This is a genomic window from Tenacibaculum sp. MAR_2010_89 (assembly GCF_900105985.1).
Lineage (GTDB): Bacteria > Bacteroidota > Bacteroidia > Flavobacteriales > Flavobacteriaceae > Polaribacter > Polaribacter halocynthiae.
On the sequence record NZ_FNUB01000005.1, the window covers coordinates 2,452,283 to 2,470,581 of the forward strand.

Sequence of the window (18,299 nt, forward strand, 5' to 3'; positions counted from 1 at the left end):
AATATGCTTTATATCTCTTTAAGAGATTCGGCTAGACTGGATAATGAGGAAATTTTTAAGAGTATAATTTTATTTGTAAGAAAGAAAATTTATAGTTCAAGAAATCATAAGTCAATTTCAGCTTTTAAAGATTTGGTAATTATTTCTACTAGATTATACCCTTACGTTAGCCAGAAATATAAGAATATATTGATTGATTATTTGGGAATTAGTTTTCGAGAAATCATAAACTTTTATAGTGTTTCAACTATTAAAAGTGAAGAAAAAAATAATTATGAAAGAGAAGTAATTTTTGCAGAAATCAACTACTGGTCATTAATTCAATTAACAAAAGTAATTATAGATGGAAAAGATTATAAAAATTTCAATAAATTATTTGAAGAAGTAAGTCAAATAACATCTTGGTTTGATTTAAGAGAATCTAAATCCGAATTTCAAACAAAAGCAATAGAAGAAATCAGATTTATGCATAGAAGTTTTTATGTGTCAGTCTATTCTTGGTTAGTATTTAGTTATGCAAATAATAAGATATCTATTAACGAATTAGATAATTTTAAACTCAATGAAAATATTCTGAATGAACTTAAGTTTAGAAATGACATTAAGCTTTTTGAAGTATTTGTTGAGTTAAAAACAAGAGCTTTTAATGGTTTTTTTGAAATTGATAACTGGGAGTTAAAAAAACACAAATCGGGAAAAGCTTATATGGCTCTTTCAGCCAGAGATTGGTTAAATTTTGGATTTACAATTTTACTTTTAAATAATAGAAGGTTTGTCATTTCAAGATTTAATAATGAAATTAAGTTAAATGATTCTTTTAAGTTTCTATTAAATGATATTAAAGAGGTTCTTGGAAGGATTGAGAATAATTTAGAAGATAAGTGGAATGAATTCTTATATAAAAATCATCAAGATATAGATTTTAAAGAATTGTTTTTATCAAGTAAAAATGATATTCTTAACACTTTACAAGAACTAAAAAAGAAGCAGGAATTAAGTTACTATGCGGATGTTGTAAATGAAGAATTATCACTTTTAAAAGTTCAAAGCTTTAAAGAATCTGTTTTAAAGAATTGGAATAATAATAATATCATTCCGGAAGTTTTAAAGCGATATAACTGTGTTGAGTATCTTGATAATATAAAAGAAATTGATGGATATGGTTATCTTAATTTATATAATAAAATGAAATCAATGTTCATTGAGAGAGATGATAATTTCGTTTATGGGGCAAGTGATGTTGGAGCAAAACTAGCTAGAGATATTGAAAGACAGTTTTATTCTAATTTAAAGCACAAGAAAGGTTTTCTTGAAGTAAAGAATCTAAAAAAAGATATAGATTCAAAAATTACAATGATAGAGGATAAGTCGAAATATGTAATATTTACAGATTGGAAAGGCTTAGAACTTTTAAATAACAATAGAGAAGTCGAATATTTACAAGAATCAAAAGATAAGTTTTCATATGCCAAATATAAAGGCATATCAATAATTAGTAAATCTTTGATTTTCCCTAATACACTCTTATTAATTGACCTTGAAAGCTCTATAGAGTATACTATATATCAAGACGAAAAATGGTTTGCAAAGGAATTAATTATTGATGTCTTAGAATTAACACAAGAAGTTATCGATGATGAACTATCTAAGTATGAGGATAAATGGAAAGTTAACGAAGAGTATGAAGTAACTAAAGAAGAAGCTGAATTGTTAATTAAAAGTTCTATACTTATTAAAGTTTTATTTAAAAGTCAAATGAAAGTTAAGAACACTGATAATTATTATTTCTATAAGTTCTAATCTAAATGAATGAGCATAAAAATATCATAGTTTATTTAATTCCATCAAAACATTTAACTTATACTGAGAATAACATCTTTATAGATAACGAAGTAAGTTTAATGCCCAGTTTATCTAATTGGGAGATTAAAGTATCTAGTAATACAATTCCAGAATTAGCAAAGTATTCGCTAGAAAATATGATTGAAAAACTAAAAGTCTAATTGGAACTTGAACGACCTCATACTAATTTTGGCTAAAACAATAGGTGAGTGGAGCGTCTATATTTTAGGGGTCTAGTAGTACAGTTTCTTAAGAACTCCAACTTTTAATGCCTCTAAGAGCAGTCTTAAAAGTTAGCCCGCTTCCTAAAATATAGCGTAATGAGCCGTAATTGTTTCCAAAATTATATGCAGTCTTGAATTTTTGTTTCTTTTGTTTCAAGACAAAAGATATAATGAAACCTTAGAGAGTTCAAAAGTTGAATTTCTATTTGACATAATGTTAGAAGTACTAAACAAAAGAAGTTTAATTGGAGCTACACATATAACAAGTGTATAGAAATTTTAAAGTGTGGATTTGAGCTAGGGAAAATTTTATACTCTTGTGGCAACTTAACGAAAAGCTCGTAAAAAAAATATAACGAGAATATCCTCACCAACGTAAAGTTTAAAACAAATCTAAAAGGTTAGCTTTTTTTGGAGTTGGCAAGCGATGGATAATTGTGTTTAAAAAAATTACTGCGCAGCATAATTATTTTTAAAAAGCAATCGAGCGTTTGGCAGCGGCAATTTTACATAATGGCTAATTATAGTATCAAATTTATAAACGAGAAGTTCCTTGAGAATCGCGTATTTAAAAAAACTTGAACAATTGTACAGAATATTAAAATTAAACGAGAAGCAAAAACACGATAGTTTAATGACCCAAGTACAAATGCTTCTTATGAAAACCAATGACTGTGGGATATTTTACATAATGTAGAATTATAGCTATCTAATTTATGAAATGAATTTGTACTATAATTAATATTATGTTAAATAGATTTTTTATAGAAAGTAAGGAACTCCTTGAAATACTTCCTTTCTATAGAATATTTGGATACAATAGTTTACTCCTTTTTAGATAACACAGTTTTAAAAAAATTGATGGCAACTAATCCTAAGATACCTCCTAAAAAAGAAACAACACAATTAATACTAAATAGAAAAATGTTAATCGTTCCATGATTCATAATTGAATATGGATCAAAAACTAATCTACCAAAGGTTTTAATAAAAAAGATACTTCCAAAAACACCAGCAATTGTATTTCCTAGTATCCCAAATGAAATTTTTTTATAAATAGATCCCAAGAAAATAGCACCTATAATACCTAAAAAAATACTTACTAATGAAATTAATGTCCCTGTCATACAATAATCTAATACCAATTAATGACCATAATCCATTTTATCAATCTTACCTCCTAACAATCTTTTTTGTATAATCATGTATACAAAAAGTAATATAAAACCTATTATTCCCCATGTCATAGCTACTGACAACCCATATTCAGAGGTAGCTGTATTATAGATGGTTAAAGGTTCATTTATATCATTCACAGAGGGTAATATCACTGGGAATAATGATGCTAATGATGATGTAATTCCACCTAGTATTAACAACGTAGATAATAGAAAAGCATGACTATCTTTTTTAATTTTTTTAATAAAAAATAAACCAGCTAATCCAGTAATATAAATAAGAGGAAACACTAATAATAATGGAGTTTCTGCAAAATTATTTAATGAATTAGGGTTTACAATTTGCCACAGTATTATTGAGCATATTGTAAGTGCGATTAATGCTATATTCAATGTAAAAATAACCTCTTTTAATTTTTTATTTATAGACGAATTAGTTTTTAAAATCACCCAATTAGCACCATGAATAGCCAAGGTAACAACCGCTATTAAACCAATAACAATCGTAAACCAATCAATAACTCCTGGAGTATCACTTAAAGGACTAAAACTACTATCCCAAAGTGGTAAGAAAAAATAATGTCCTTCATAAATAGATACACCATTTTCAACACCTCCTAAATTTACACCTCGTATAATATTTCCTAGCGCTATTCCAAAAAAGAAGGCTAATAATAAACTAGAAACTCCAAAAGATTTGTCCCAAATGTCTTTCCACATTTGAAACTGAAATTGCCCTCTAAATTCTAAACCAATAGCTCTAAAAATAATTAACCATAATACAAGAATTAAAGGTAAATAAAACCCACTAAAAACAGACGCATAAAAAGTTGGAAATGCCATAAAGAGCATCCCTCCTGCCGCTACTAACCAAACTTCATTAGAATCCCAGAATAGTCCTGCCGATTTAGCAATGACTTCTTTATCTTTTTCTTTTTTTGCAAAAAATAAATGAATTATTCCTGCTCCAAAATCATATCCATCCAAAATAAAAAATACAACTAAAACAATTGCTATTATTATATACCAAAATATTTCCATAATCTAATGTGTTTGAGGTTTTGGACCTTCATTTATTGTTTTTCCTACTAAAACTAAAAACAAGAGGCCTAGCAGCATATATAAAGCAACAAAACCAAGTAAAGTAAATAATGTATTACCAGATGAAACTGTAGGTGAAATACCATCGCTTGTTTTTAATAAACCATATACTAAATACGGTTGCCTACCTAACTCGGTAGTATACCACCCCGTAATATTAGCCATATAAGGAAACGGGACTAAAAACATGATAGTCCATAATAAACGTTTAGAGGTGTATAATTTTTTTCGCCATAAAAAGAAAAATGCTAATGCCATTATACCAATAAATAAAGTACCTAAACCAACCATTATATGATACGAATAATACAATGCAGGAATATTATCAGGTAATTCTTCTTCTTTAAATTGATCCATTCCAGGAATTTGTTTATCCCATTCTTGATAGGTTAAAAAACTTAGGATGTTCGGAACAGCTATTTTGTTGTCTAACTTCTTTTCAACCATATTTGGCTGACCAATCAATACGATCTCTGCTCCTGCTTCTTCCGTTTCAAAAATACCTTCCATTGCAGCAAAAGTTGCTGGTTGGTATCTTGCTACATTCTTTGCGTTCCAATCTCCAGTAGGAAATGCCAAGAGAACACTAGAAATCAATCCGAAAACAACTCCTGTTTTTAAAAACAATTTTCCGTATTCTAGTTGTTTATTTCTTAAAACGTAAAAAGCACCTATACTAGCAACTACAAAAGAAGAAGTTACTACGGATGCTAATTGATTATGCAAAAAAGCTGGTAACAACCAAGGGTTAGTAAATAACGCTGAGAAGTTTTCCAATACAAACTTCCCGTTTTCTAACACTTCATAGCCTACAGGATGTTGCATCCAAGCGTTTGTAGCCAAAATAAACCAACCACTTGCCCATGAGCCTAAAAAAACTAAAAAACCCGTTAAAAAGTGTAGTTTTTGCCCCATTAATTTTTCTCCAAAAATAAATAATGCTAAAAATGAGGATTCTAAAAAGAAAGAGAACATTCCTTCCATGGCTAATGTTTGTCCAATAATACCACCTGTTAGTTCAGAAAACTTTGCCCAGTTAGTACCAAATTGAAATTCCATCGGAATTCCGGTTACGACTCCCATAGTAAAATTTACAGCAAAAATTTTCATAAAAAACTTAGCAGCATTGTTATATTTTTCAATGTTATTTCTTAAATATTTCCACTTAAAATAGACTATCAATAACGATAATCCCATGGTTAATTGCGGAAAAATATAGTGGAAAGTGATAGTAAATGCAAACTGCAATCTATCATAAAAGAGCATGTCATCCATAATCTAATTTTTAGAATATAAAAATACGAATCGATTCGTGAATTCTAGACAACTTTGGCTATAAAAAAGCGGCAAAAACGAACTTTTAACAGTTTATTTTTTCTCGAATTTTATAAATAACTCCATCCCTTGCCTATTAGGATATGAATTGTAACATTCATTAAAATTTTCGAATGAAAAAAACGGTTCAAAATACTTAATATACTCCTTTTTTGTTCCTCCAAATGGCGGATGATCATCATTTAGTTTTGCATCAAACAATAACCCTATTAACTTTCCTTCATCTTTTAAAACATCTTTCATTTTAATAGCATATTTAGCTCTCAATGTTGGATTAATAGCGCAAAAAAAAGTTTGTTCAATAATCAAGTCAAACTGCATTTCAAGGTCAAAAAAATCACCTAAAATTAATTGACCTTCAGGAAAATTTGGAATTCTGTTTTTTATGTTATCAATAGCTGTTTCCGACAAGTCAATTACAAACACATTTTTAAAACCTTTATTAAAAAGGTATTCTGCTTCATAAGAGTTTCCACCTCCAGGAATTAAAATTTTTAGTTCTTTATTATTTAGTTGATCAAAATAGGCTTTTAAAGGAGGAGATATTTCACCTAAATCCCATCCTATTTTATTGTTTTTATATTTATTATTCCAAAAGTCTGCTGCTAAATCCATCTAACAAAATTATACAATTTAAGTTTATTTTTTTCATAGAAATACAACAAAATAAGCTGTCCAATTAACAGATTACTTCAGTCGTTACCTTCCTTCGTAATGACAAAAAAACGTCACTGCGAACAAAATGCAATGAAGTGAAGTAGTCTGTTTATTATGGATTGAAATTTTAATAGGCAACTAATATTAGAGAGATTACTTCAGTCGTTCCTCCTTCGTAATGACAAAAAAACGTCACTGCGAACGTAATATAATGAAGTGAAGTAATCTATTTATGCTGAATAAAAACTCAATTGGAAACTATTATTGGAGAGATTGCTTCAGTCGTTACCTTCCTTCGTAATGACAAAAAAACGTCACTGCGAACAAAATGCAATGAAGTGAAGCAGTCTGTTTATGCTGTGTTAAAAATTTAATTGACAGCTATTATTAGAGAGATTGCTTCTTTCGTTCCTCATTCGCAATGACATATCTTTAATTTATAAATATAATTATAGGTATTACTTCTTTTTATAACGTATTTTACCAATTTCTATGCAGATAGCTGTACGTGCTAACATGGTAAAAATAAGTGCTCCCATAGCCCAAATACCTAATGTAATACCAATTTCAATACCAGTTGGAGTATATTCTGCAATCTTACCATAAGGACCAGGTATAAAACCAGGAACAATTAAACCAAACCCTTTTTCAATCCAAATAGCTATAAATAATATACTACAAGCAAAGAATAATACTTTAAAATTGTTTCTAAGTTTATGAAACGTAAGTAATACCGTTGCTATAACATTTAGTGTAATTGCTGTCCATATCCACGGTAATAATGCCGTTTTACCATCTAAACCAAAAAATAAATAATAAGCACTTTCACTATGGTGAGTTGGTGCATAAAACTCTTTAAATAATTCAGAAATTAACATAATTAAGTTAATTTGTGCAGCAACTGTAACTACCAAAGCTAATTTTTTAATCGTTTTATCTTCTATTTTAAATTCGGTATACGTTCTAATAATAGCCAACACTAAAATAATTAGAGCCGGACCAGCAGCAAAAGCCGATGCTAAAAAACGAGGTCCTAATAAAGCTGTATTCCAAAAAGGTTTTGCCTGTAATCCTTGGTATAGAAAGGCAGTAACTAAGTGAATACCAACCGCCCAAAAAACTGAAATTATTGCACCTGGTAAATACACTTTCTTTTTAGATTCCTTTCCTTGATAATGTCTAAATAAGATATAAAAAGGAATACTTAAATTTATAAATAAATACCCGTTAAGAGCAATAACATCCCAAGTTAACATTGAATTAGGAAAGTTAAATACACCAACAAAAGGAAGCATATGCCATAAAACTGATGGTCCTCCCATATCAGCTACTACAAATGCTAAACACATAATAAGTGCAGCTACAGCAAGCCCCTCTCCTATTAAAACTGCTTGTTTAAAATCTACATCCTTTAATACATACGTTGGCATTACTAACATAACAGCAGCTGCTGCTACTCCTACTAAAAATGTAAAATTTGAAATATATAAACCCCAACTTACTCTATCCGTCATACCAGTAACACTTAAACCGTGTTCTAATTGAATCGAATAACAGTACATTCCTATTAACATGATTAATGTTAAAAATGCCATCCATAAGTGGTATTTTTTAGAACCACTAGTAATAACATCTAGACTGTCTTTAACTAAACTTCCAAAAACTTTAAGTCTTCTCATTTTATTTTCTATTATAACTCTTAGTATATATATTATTTTGGGCGTTTCCCAAAAGGGCCGGGCTTTCCATTAAATCTTTTTAAAACCTTGCATTAACCAAGTAACTTTTTATTTGCTCGGGTACTCTTTTCTTTTAAAGAGATTACTTTGTCATACCTTCCTCGTAATGACGCTTTTTTTATGTATTATTTTAAAAAGGATACCACTTCAATCCCTAACGCAAAAGAAATTAATCCATAAAATACCAGAACTTAGGTTCTGTACCTAAATCTTCTTTTAATCTGAATACTTTTTTATTTTCTAATACCCAACGAATGGTACTATTAGGGTCGAGTAAATTACCAAATACACGAGCTCCTGTAGGACATGCTTCTACACATGCTGGGTTTTTTCCTGCTCTAGAGCGTTGTACACAAAAAGTACATTTTTCCATCACTCCTTTTTTACGCATTCTATTTCCTAAATAGTGTTGGTTTTTGTTTACTTCCTCTTCTGGCACTTCAGGTTTACTCCAGTTAAAACGTCGTCCATCATAAGGGCAAGCTGCCATACAATACCTACAACCAACACACCAATCATAATCTACAACTACCAATCCGTCTTTTTCACGCCAAGTTGCTTGTACAGGGCACACTTCTACACACGGAGGGTTATCACAATGAAAACACTGTGTACCCATGTAAAAATGGCCTTCCGCAGGAACTTCATGGTAATAATTATCATCAGCTTCATTAAAATTAAAGCCTTTTCCGTCTTTCATTTCATGAATACGGATGTATTCCATTTGTGAGTTTCTATCTTGATTATTTTCTTCAACACAAGCACTTACGCAATCCATATACCCCTGACATTTAGAGATATTAAAAGCGTAACCAAATAAAACATCATCTTCTGCATTTTTTGAAGACATACTAATTGTTTTTCCAGTACGTAATTGATACGAACGAACTAATCTATCAACAGTAGCCTTTTTTTCATCATCCTTCATCAATTTATAGTTTCCTTTAAATTGCTCTTCCCAGTCTATTTGTGCTTTTTCTTTAGATTCATCACTAGAAACTACACTTGTACAAGAAGATACTGCTCCTGCTCCAATTAATAAACTAGCGGTTAGTTTTTTAAAGGCACTACGGCGATCCATTTTAACATCAAAAACTTGCTCAAAACCATCTCTATGCTTTTCTTCTCCTATAGAAGCATTTATAGCAGCATCAAAAAACTCTACTTCATTTAATTCTTCTTTTGAAGTGTTAGAATTACACCCTCCAGAAGTTTTACCACAGCCACAAGAACTTGAGTTCGTTGTTTGTTTATGTTTACTATTTAGGTTTAGAGAAAACCATTTTTTATTGTTATTGCTCATGCCTAATTATTTACGTTCTTTTGTCTTTTCAGTATTAAATCTTGCTGGCCACTTAGTATCAAACCCAGGTGAATGTGGATTATGACAATTTACACAAGTCATAGAAACTCTTGGAGGTGCCCAACCACCAATACGCTTACCATGCGCGCCACCTGTCCAATCTTTATATTCTTTTTGGTGGCATTGGCTACATAATTTAAAACTCTTATTAAAATCAATAGTATGCCCTGTTAAACTTTTTAAATTGTTCATATCTTTTCCGTTATGGCAAGTGGTACAATTCATTGTTTCTTGATTGGCATGATTCAATTTTATATTCCAGTGTGCTTTTTTTATGTCAGCACTTTGCATCTCTTTTAATGGTTTGGTGTGACATTCGGTACATGCATATGATTTAATTTTTCCTTTTCTATCAGGAATCAAAAATTTAAGTCCATCTGCTGATATTTCAATTGTTTTTATATGATCCGTATATTTTTCTGACGTAATTGAGGTTCCTTTATAGTGTTTACTTTTCGCTTTAATTTTATCAGTAATACTATGATATTCATCATCTTTATGATGCTTACATGAAGAAATTAATAAAACAATTAATAAAGAAAAGCTTATTAAATATGTAGTTTGATACTTATTCATTTGTTTTAATGTTTCTTATAAATGTTCCTATTTCTTCAGTTACTTTGTCATTTGGTACATGACATTGACGACAATTTACACGTTCAGGGTGTGTAACTCTAATTTCTTTCGGAGCACTTGGTCCTGCATGACAAGCCAAACAATTTTCTCTTAACTGTATTTGATGTGGAATAGTTGGCGGACTTGTAAGTAATGCATTGTTTACCCCTACTTTAGGCGCAATAACATTTGCATAATTTCCAGCTTTAAATAGAGTTTGCTTTTTTTGTTCTACATGACATTGTTTACAGTTCACCAATTCAGGATGTGGTGTTACAGGTGTATAGGCTTTAAATTTCTCAACAAAGCCTCCATTTTCATGACATTTTAAACAGCTACCATCTCCTATATTCTGCTTTTCATCAATAGGATGAGGAATACTTGGTGGTGCGCCATGATACGCTCTATTATCATAATAGTTTTTTAAACTTCTTTGATGGGTCTCATCTACTGGCATGTTAACATAGTCTATAGCATGTTTAGACCGCTTAAAAACTCCTGCTTCTGAAGGAATTGTTACTATTTCTTTTTTATCCCTTACAGGAATGTATGCTTCTTCCTTACCTGTTTGATAACTATAATTCCATATAACAATAAATGATATAAATAGAATTATAAATAATGATATAATACCTAATCGCTTTCTCATACCTTATGCTTTTTCTACTTTAACAGCACATTTTTTATAATCTGGCTCTTTTGATATAGGGCAAAATGCATCTAAGGTTACATCATTGATTAACATGTTTTCATCAAAGAAAGGCACAAATACTTGTCCTTTTGTAGGTAAACCTCTCTCATTAATTGAAGCAGGTAAAATACATGAACCTCTTCGCGAGCTTACTTTTACTTTTTCACCTTTTCTTATGTTTAATCGTTTAGCATCGTCAGGATGAAACTCTACATAAGCATTTGGCATAGCTTTATGTAAAACAGGTATTCTTCTAGTCATAGAGCCTGTATGCCAATGTTCAATAACACGACCAGTGTTTAACCAAAACGGATATTCATTATCAGGAACTTCTGGTGCTGGTTCATATGGTCGTTGCCAAATAACCGCTTTTCCATCTGGTTTTCCATAAAAATGAAAATCTTTTCCGTTAGAGCAAGCTGGATCATACTTTGCATTAAAACGCCATTGTGTAGATTTTCCATCTACATAAGGCCAAATAGCTCCAGATTCTTTTTTTAACACTTCTAAAGGTGCCATATTGTGCTTTTTACCAGCATGAAACTGACGATATTCATTATAAATTTCTTCTACATGGTTTTCTTTAGAATATGGAAACAAATCTCCATAGCCCATACGCTTTGCAACTTCAATAAACATCCATGCATCAGGTGTTGTTTCACCAGGTCCTTCCACCATTTTGTTCCAGTGTTGGGTTCTTCTTTCAGAATTACCGTATAATCCAGATTTTTCTATATGCCAAGATGCTGGTAAAATGACATCAGCAACATCTGAGGTTGGTGTTGGAAATACATCAGAAACTACCACAAAGCACGATTCTTTTTCCATTCCTGGACGAAATCTACTTGTTCTTGGTAAGGATACTAACGGATTTACAGCTTGAGTCCAAATAAACTTAATATCTCCCCTATCAACAGCTCTAAACATTTCAGTAGCATGATACGTTGGTTTCGAAGGAATTCTTTCAACTGGAACTTTCCAAATTTTAGCTGCTTTTACCCTATGTTTAGGGTTCATTACAACCCCTTTAGGTAGTTTATGAGTAAATGTTCCTACCTCACGAGCTGTTCCACATGCAGAAGGCTGCCCTGTTAATGAGAAAGGACTATTACCAGGTTGTGAAATTTTTCCTGTTAATAAGTGAATATTATAAATAATATTATTCATCCATGTACCTCTTGTATGTTGATTTACACCCATGCACCAAAGTGACATTACTTTTTTGTTTGGATCGCCATATATAGCTGCTAAATATTTAATGTCTTTAACAGAAACCTTTGTAAGTTTTGATACTTTTTCAGGAGAATAGTCTTCTAAAAAGGCTTTATACTCTTCAAAATTAATTTTTGTAGGCTTATCTTTAAATTTATATTTATCCTCTAAACCATAGCCCATTTTAGTAAGTCCTTTACTAAAACTACAGTACTTTTCAATAAATGAATTATTAACCCAACCATTATTAATTATTTCATAACAAATTGCATTACCAACGGCTAAGTCTGTTTGAGGTTCAAATAAAATAGATTTATTTGCTGCCATACTAGATCGAGTTGTTCTAGTGGCAAAATCTATAATTTTTGCTCCTCTTCTATTTTTTTCTTCTAACATTCTAGAAAATAAAACAGGATGCATTTCAGCCATATTATTTCCCCAAGTAATATAGTAATCGGCATGATCAAAATCTTCATAGCATCCCATTGGTTCATCAGCTCCAAATGTTGTTAAAAAACCTGCTACAGCACTAGCCATACACAAACGAGCATTGCAATCTAAATTATTAGTACCAATGGCACCCTTCATAAATTTAGAAGCTACATACCCTTCAGGAATCGTCGATTGCCCTGATGTATACATAGCTACCGCATCTTTTCCATGTTCTTCAATAGTCGCTTTCATTTTATTAGCTACTATGTCTAATGCTTCATTTATTGGTGTTTTTACGTACTTTCCATTCTTTTTAACCAAAGCATGTGTTAACCTATCTTTTGATTGTATACACATGGTTTGATGGTACCCTTTTACACAAAGTAATCCTTTATTTACTGAAGAATTTGGATCACCTTTAACTGCAATTGCTTTACCATTTTCAACTCCTACTAAAATACCACAGCCAACACCACAAAATCTACATGGTCCTTTTTTCCAATCAAAATTGCCTTCAGGAATTCCAGCTTCTTGATCTTTTGCAAATAATATACCTGGAAACATAGTTGCTGCCGCTGTCATTGCAGATAGCATTGCCATTTTTTTAATAAAGCTTCTTCTGTTTGTTGTTGATGTATCCATATATTAATTCTTTATTGGTGTATTAAATCCTGAAACCATTGCTAACAATTTTAAACTAGCAATAGCATCCAATTTTTCTTTTAAAATTGTTTCTTGTATTTCATCTTCTGTTTCTGTAACCAAAACTAAAAGATCTTTATTTTCTGCTGGAAAAATTTCACATTCTGTTATTGATGAAATAGCTGTAATAAGCTCTTTCTTTTTTCCTGTATAAGGATGTGCTAAATAGCTTTTAATTGGCATAAGTGACTAGTTTTAAATTAAACTGTACACAAATTTGTCTTTTTAATTGAAGTTTAAACATGATAAATATCATGTGATAAAAAAGCAAAAATCCAGAATTAATCAAACACATCGTAAAACACTGAAAAACAATATATTGTGTTTGTTTTTTTATTATCATACATGAGTAGTTTAGTTTTATTATAAATAACTTAAGAGTTGATTATCAATTAATTTAGATCATTTTTAGATTGCTTAGTACAAGAACAACAAACCCTATCTGTAAAAGATCATTTTGTTCTTTTAAGATAGGGTACTATTAAATTTTATAATAATTGTTTAAATAATTATACTTGTCTATTAATTTCTTGTTCTAGTTTGAGTGCTTTTGAATGCAAAATATTGTTTTCTAAGTGTATATGTTTATGCAAATCTTGTTCAAATTCGTCCAATTTAGCATATAAAGCCTTAAATGTATTACAAACTCCTTCTGGTGGCATGTAATTATTTGTAAGCTTTGCTATTTGTTTAAAAACATTTCCCGCATTTTCATGCTCATGCTCCATCATTTGTATTGGATTATTTACAGTCCCAAATGGTGGAGTAACTGTATTACTTCCTTCTTTTTTAGCAATAACTAATTGCTTTATAAACGGAAATAATATTTGTTCCTCTTTTTGTAAATGCCCTATTAATTCATTTGCTACTTCATGAAAAAGCATATTTACTTCTGTTACTTCTATGTAATGATGTCCATGAACTTTAGCTACCTTATTTGCATACTGTGATATCAATGGCAAATTTTCTTTTATATAAGTGTGATGTACATTTTCAATATAAATCATTAAAAAATCTAATTCCCATTTATCATAATCTTCTATAATATCTTTTACTATATCTACTTCAGAAAGTTCTTTTTTTAAAATTAATTGATTTACATTATTCTTCAAGCAGGCTTTTTCAATTGAAATATTTCCTCCACAACAAAAATCAATTCCATGTTTTTTAAAAATATGAGCCGTTTTTATATTTTCAGTGACATATTCAGCAACTGTTTTTTCTTTTAATGTTGCCATTTTTATTTTTTTGATGAAAATAATGTTGGTTTAATGGTTACCATAACCCAACCCCAATTATTAGTATTATTGTCATTATTTCCTTTTAATATTTCCATCCCTTCAGTAGGAAACATATGTGAATACCCTGCTTTGATACCTATCTCTTTAGTAAACTTATATCCATATACTATATCTAACTCTGTACCTAATTGCTTAGAAACTGTAGTATTAATATCTGCTGCAGCAGAAAAATTATGAATAAACGTTGTTAAACTAGATTTTGGGTTTAATTTATAGTTTACTTTCATATATACATCTAATAACCCTACATTGTTAGCATGATTACCAACATAGAAATAATCCATAAGTCCATTAAACTTATGATTAGTTCCATAAAAAGGAGTAAATGCATAGTTCTTATTACCAGAAGTATTATAATCATTACCGCTTAATAATTCCATACCTAAACCTAGTTTGATCTTGTCTGTTGCTTTATAATTAGCTTCTAACCCTAATAAATAAGAGCTTAAATCTCTATTTAATATATCATTACCAAATTGGTAATATAAATTAGAAACAATATCTAATCCATATACTTTAGTTTTTATATGTGTTCCTATAGTTTGACTATATTTAAGACCTGTAGATGATTGTAAACCATTGTTTAAAAATAAAAAGCTTCCTGAAAAATTGTTCCATTCTTTATGAAACCAAGCAAATTGCATTGCTTTATATGTTTTAGGAGTTGTTAAATTAGTACCTACTAAACCTTCTTTTGACTGATTAAAAGCTAAACCAACGTCTATTCTGAAATCATTTTTTTTATATTTTAACAATGCCATATCATGACTACGTGCTTGTTGAGCCCAATTTACATTACCAAATATTCTACTATCATCATAAACTACTTCTTGACGTCCTAACTTTAATGAAAAATTTCGATCTAACAATATTTCTGCCCAAGCTTGTTGTAAACTTAAACCATTGGCATCTGCTATGTTTAATTGAGGAACGTCACCCCAAACTCTTACATCCTGAAAACTAATGTAAAAATTTAGTTTATCCATAGAAAAAGAGGTATTCAATCTTGTTCTTTGCGACACAAACATGGCTGCATTTGCATCATTAGGAAATAATGTTTTAAATCCATGTCTGTATTCTGCACGAGGTCGTAACTCTGCATCTATTTTTAGTTGTGAGTATGATAGTGTTGTTATAAATAGTAATAATATGCTACTTAAATATTTATTTATTTTCATGATGTTCATTTTTACATTTCTTTAACAAATTTCAATATAAAAACTCCTGTAAAACATGATAAAAATCATACCTCTCTTTTTTTAATTAAAAACCTTCTTTTTAGTATAAATAGTTACTGATACAAAATATTAATAAGTTTAAAGATGAACATTTGTTTGCCTTTTGAGTTTTATATATTTTTGCCCTCATGGAAAAATTAAAACAACGCTGGGGTATTAGTAGTAATTGGGATGTAATTGCTATTTTTATTGTTTTCGCTATTAATGGTTCATTTGCTGCTTGGGTTGCTAAACCTATTACCGCTTATTTAGGTTTGTCACCTGAAACTATATCTCCTTGGATATATTGGCCTTTACGTATTTTACTAATTTTTCCGATATACCAAACTACTTTACCTATTGTTGGATGGTTGTTTGGACAATTCAAGTTTTTCTGGGAGTTTGAAAAGAAGTTTTTAGGACGTTTAGGGTTAGGGTTTCTTTTTAAAAGCGAAGAAAATTAGAAAAAATAACTTTGAGTTAATACTCTACCATTTACTGATACTTCTAAGGGATTACCCTATACTTTAAATAGGGATTCTAGGTATTTTTATTAAAAAAAACATCTAATACTTTTGTTATAAACCCATATATCAGGTGATTAACATTGTTTTTTAATATAATACCATGCAGTAGAATGACATTGAATAATATTTTTAAAATTAAAGAACTGGACAATATTGTAAATTCATTAGAAGTTAAAGTTCAAGATTATTTAGCAGAAAAAAATTACTATATAAAGGACAGGAAATTAAAAAGGTTAATTGAATGGAATCATACTGTAATTAATCAGAAAATAGTTAAGGTTGTTTACCCAAACGAAGATTGCCCAAATGATATAAAAAAGATAGTAAAAGAATTTATTGTCAATGAGTTTAATACTTAATCATTATAAGAACATCCTAATACACTTTTAAATAACAATTTTGTTTTAATAAACCACCAGCAAATTATTTTGTTGGTGGTTTTTAATTTAAAAAGAACTAATATTATTTATCCTTCTTTTGTAGTAAGCTTAATGTATATTCCATTACAGTATCTATATCATTTACGTAATCATCTATAGATTGAGTAATTTCATGATCAGGCATAATACCTCTATCTATAGGAAAAGATGTAGCCGTAGTTATATAAGTATTTCTTGCAACACTATAAATAACCCCTGTATTAGGTAAACGCAGCCTCTTTTGACCACCAGTGCAAAACTGATTAGAGCCTAGCTCCTCTCCTATTAATGTAGCTAATTTAAGGTGTTTTACTAATGACATAAAATGCCCAGTTGTAGACCCTCCGTTTCCATCCATAGTAATGTAAGTAGCGCCCTTAAAGTTATTACTAAAGGGTTGAATTTCATCTAAACTTTCAGAAAATTGAGAACTAGAAAAATATGTAAAAGGAGTTTGAGACAAGTATTTTAATAAATAAATTCCTGCATCAGAAGGACCTCCTCCATTACCTCTTATATCAATTACTAAATTCTGAATATTCATTTTGGCCATGGAATCAAAACTATTGTCTATAAATGTTTTAAACTTTTTAAACCGTTTTCCATAATAGGCAAAACTTCTAATTGTTATGAAAGCAGTTTTTTTATCTTTTGAATAGTTAAAACATAAAGTTTCTTGACATAAATAATTAGGCAGTTTTTGAAAATTATTTTGATATTTTTTTAAAGGAGATAGTTTTATTGAATTAGATGCTCCTTTTAATAAAATGTTATAGGACTTAGGGAAACCTAATGCATAAGGTATTATTGATGTTGAATGTGCATTTAAAAAGTTTTTTTTATACGTTTCAATATTTCCTTGCGATGAAATATGCTTGAAAATTTCTAGCTTAATAACTTCAATCGACTTACCATTAATAGCTACAATTTCATCTTTTAAGTTTACTTTTTCTTTATTAATTAGTGAATTTGAAACATATAATTTATTATTAATCATTTTAACTTCAAGTGGAAATCGTAATTCAATAGGAATTAATTTTCTTTCTTGATTAAAGTACCCCATAGAAGTATGACTACAATTAATATTAGCTATTATTTCACTACAATACCAAAGAAAATCACTAAAAGTAGTACTTTCAGTTATCAGTTCTTTTTTCGATTCAATAGCACTCCAAAAATCTTTTTTACTGATGAATTTATAAACATTCGGATTAACTTCTGATAATCTGCGACCAAGTTCGTCTAAATCATCTTTATACTCTTTAATTTTATATTTTTTACCAAAACGAGTAGCATCGTATTTACTATATTTTAGTTTATTAATAATATCTTCAGCATTAATGTTTTTTGAATTTAACGCTAAAGATTTTTCATAATTTTTTATAGCTAATTCATTATTACCAGCTATTTTGTATGCCTCACCTAAACTATCATAAGGATTAGAAGATTTAGGGAACTCACTAACTAATAATTTAAATATTTCGATAGCCTCACTTACTTTTCCATTACTTAAATATTGATAACCAAGTGTATTTAACTCATTTTCTTTTTCAAAATTATATTTAGTTGGATATTCTTCTTTGAGCTTATAATAATATGCTATTGTTTCTTTAATTGTAGCATTAGGTAAAACTGAAATTGCTTCTGCTATAGATTTCTTTTGTTCAGTTTTAGAATTACAACTAATTATAAAAACTGTTATTAATAACAATTTTGTAAATACTCTAATAGGCTTTTTCATTTG

The 18,299-nt window shown here is 29.6% G+C and carries 17 protein-coding genes; 4 read left to right on the forward strand and 13 right to left on the reverse strand.

The window, feature by feature from the left end; translation table 11 throughout:
- Nucleotides 1-3 precede the first annotated feature (3 nt).
- Nucleotides 4-1,800, forward strand: coding sequence for a hypothetical protein (locus tag BLV71_RS14265; RefSeq protein ID WP_143032796.1), 1,797 nt, complete (start codon nt 4-6; stop codon nt 1,798-1,800).
- A gap of 5 nt (nt 1,801-1,805) precedes the next feature.
- Complete coding sequence (locus BLV71_RS14270) at nt 1,806-2,003, forward strand: hypothetical protein (protein WP_093871196.1); 198 nt, start codon at nt 1,806-1,808, stop codon at nt 2,001-2,003.
- An 887-nt stretch (nt 2,004-2,890) separates the two neighbouring features.
- Here the strand turns inward: BLV71_RS14270 and BLV71_RS14275 are convergent.
- The 12 genes from BLV71_RS14275 to BLV71_RS14330 all read right to left on the reverse strand — a co-directional run bounded on the left by BLV71_RS14275 (nt 2,891) and on the right by BLV71_RS14330 (nt 15,570).
- Nucleotides 2,891-3,193 (reverse strand): hypothetical protein, encoded by a 303-nt coding sequence (locus BLV71_RS14275; protein ID WP_093871197.1) that lies wholly within the window; start codon nt 3,191-3,193, stop codon nt 2,891-2,893.
- Nucleotides 3,194-3,211: 18 nt separating this feature from the next.
- Nucleotides 3,212-4,285, reverse strand: coding sequence for a cytochrome d ubiquinol oxidase subunit II (gene cydB / locus BLV71_RS14280; protein WP_093871198.1), 1,074 nt, complete (start codon nt 4,283-4,285; stop codon nt 3,212-3,214).
- A 3-nt stretch (nt 4,286-4,288) separates the two neighbouring features.
- A complete protein-coding gene (locus tag BLV71_RS14285; protein WP_093871199.1) occupies nt 4,289-5,620 on the reverse strand; it encodes a cytochrome ubiquinol oxidase subunit I in 1,332 nt (443 codons plus the stop codon).
- Between the two features lie 93 nt (nt 5,621-5,713).
- Entirely contained in the window at nt 5,714-6,295 is a 582-nt protein-coding gene (locus tag BLV71_RS14290; RefSeq protein WP_093871200.1) for a methyltransferase domain-containing protein, read from the reverse strand.
- A gap of 500 nt (nt 6,296-6,795) precedes the next feature.
- On the reverse strand, nt 6,796-8,016 hold the full coding sequence (dsrP, locus tag BLV71_RS14295; protein WP_093871201.1) for a sulfate reduction electron transfer complex DsrMKJOP subunit DsrP: 1,221 nt from the start codon (nt 8,014-8,016) through the stop codon (nt 6,796-6,798).
- A 229-nt stretch (nt 8,017-8,245) separates the two neighbouring features.
- The gene (locus tag BLV71_RS14300) at nt 8,246-9,379 is read right to left on the reverse strand and encodes a 4Fe-4S dicluster domain-containing protein (RefSeq protein WP_093871202.1); all 1,134 of its coding nucleotides are present in this window, start codon (nt 9,377-9,379) and stop codon (nt 8,246-8,248) included.
- A gap of 6 nt (nt 9,380-9,385) precedes the next feature.
- The gene (locus BLV71_RS14305) at nt 9,386-10,015 is read right to left on the reverse strand and encodes a cytochrome c3 family protein (RefSeq protein ID WP_093871203.1); all 630 of its coding nucleotides are present in this window, start codon (nt 10,013-10,015) and stop codon (nt 9,386-9,388) included.
- Entirely contained in the window at nt 10,008-10,703 is a 696-nt protein-coding gene (locus BLV71_RS14310; RefSeq protein WP_093871204.1) for a multiheme c-type cytochrome, read from the reverse strand. Before BLV71_RS14310 ends, BLV71_RS14305 begins: the two co-directional genes overlap by 8 nt.
- Before the next feature lie 3 nt (nt 10,704-10,706).
- On the reverse strand, nt 10,707-13,031 hold the full coding sequence (locus BLV71_RS14315) for a molybdopterin-dependent oxidoreductase (RefSeq protein ID WP_093871205.1): 2,325 nt from the start codon (nt 13,029-13,031) through the stop codon (nt 10,707-10,709).
- A gap of 3 nt (nt 13,032-13,034) precedes the next feature.
- Nucleotides 13,035-13,274: a hypothetical protein gene (locus BLV71_RS14320; protein ID WP_093871206.1), complete on the reverse strand. Its 240-nt coding sequence runs from the start codon at nt 13,272-13,274 to the stop codon at nt 13,035-13,037.
- Between the two features lie 326 nt (nt 13,275-13,600).
- Complete coding sequence (ric, locus tag BLV71_RS14325; RefSeq protein WP_093871207.1) at nt 13,601-14,329, reverse strand: iron-sulfur cluster repair di-iron protein; 729 nt, start codon at nt 14,327-14,329, stop codon at nt 13,601-13,603.
- A 2-nt stretch (nt 14,330-14,331) separates the two neighbouring features.
- Entirely contained in the window at nt 14,332-15,570 is a 1,239-nt protein-coding gene (locus BLV71_RS14330; RefSeq protein WP_255405210.1) for an alginate export family protein, read from the reverse strand.
- 188 nt (nt 15,571-15,758) lie between these two features.
- Here BLV71_RS14330 and BLV71_RS14335 point away from each other — a divergent pair, with 188 nt between their 5' ends.
- A complete protein-coding gene (locus BLV71_RS14335; protein WP_093871208.1) occupies nt 15,759-16,073 on the forward strand; it encodes a DUF6787 family protein in 315 nt (104 codons plus the stop codon).
- Nucleotides 16,074-16,246: 173 nt separating this feature from the next.
- Nucleotides 16,247-16,495: a hypothetical protein gene (locus BLV71_RS14340; protein ID WP_093871209.1), complete on the forward strand. Its 249-nt coding sequence runs from the start codon at nt 16,247-16,249 to the stop codon at nt 16,493-16,495.
- Nucleotides 16,496-16,598: 103 nt separating this feature from the next.
- Here the strand turns inward: BLV71_RS14340 and BLV71_RS14345 are convergent, their stop codons facing one another.
- Nucleotides 16,599-18,296, reverse strand: a complete 1,698-nt coding sequence (locus BLV71_RS14345; RefSeq protein ID WP_093871210.1) for a S41 family peptidase — start codon at nt 18,294-18,296, stop codon at nt 16,599-16,601.
- Nucleotides 18,297-18,299 lie beyond the last annotated feature (3 nt).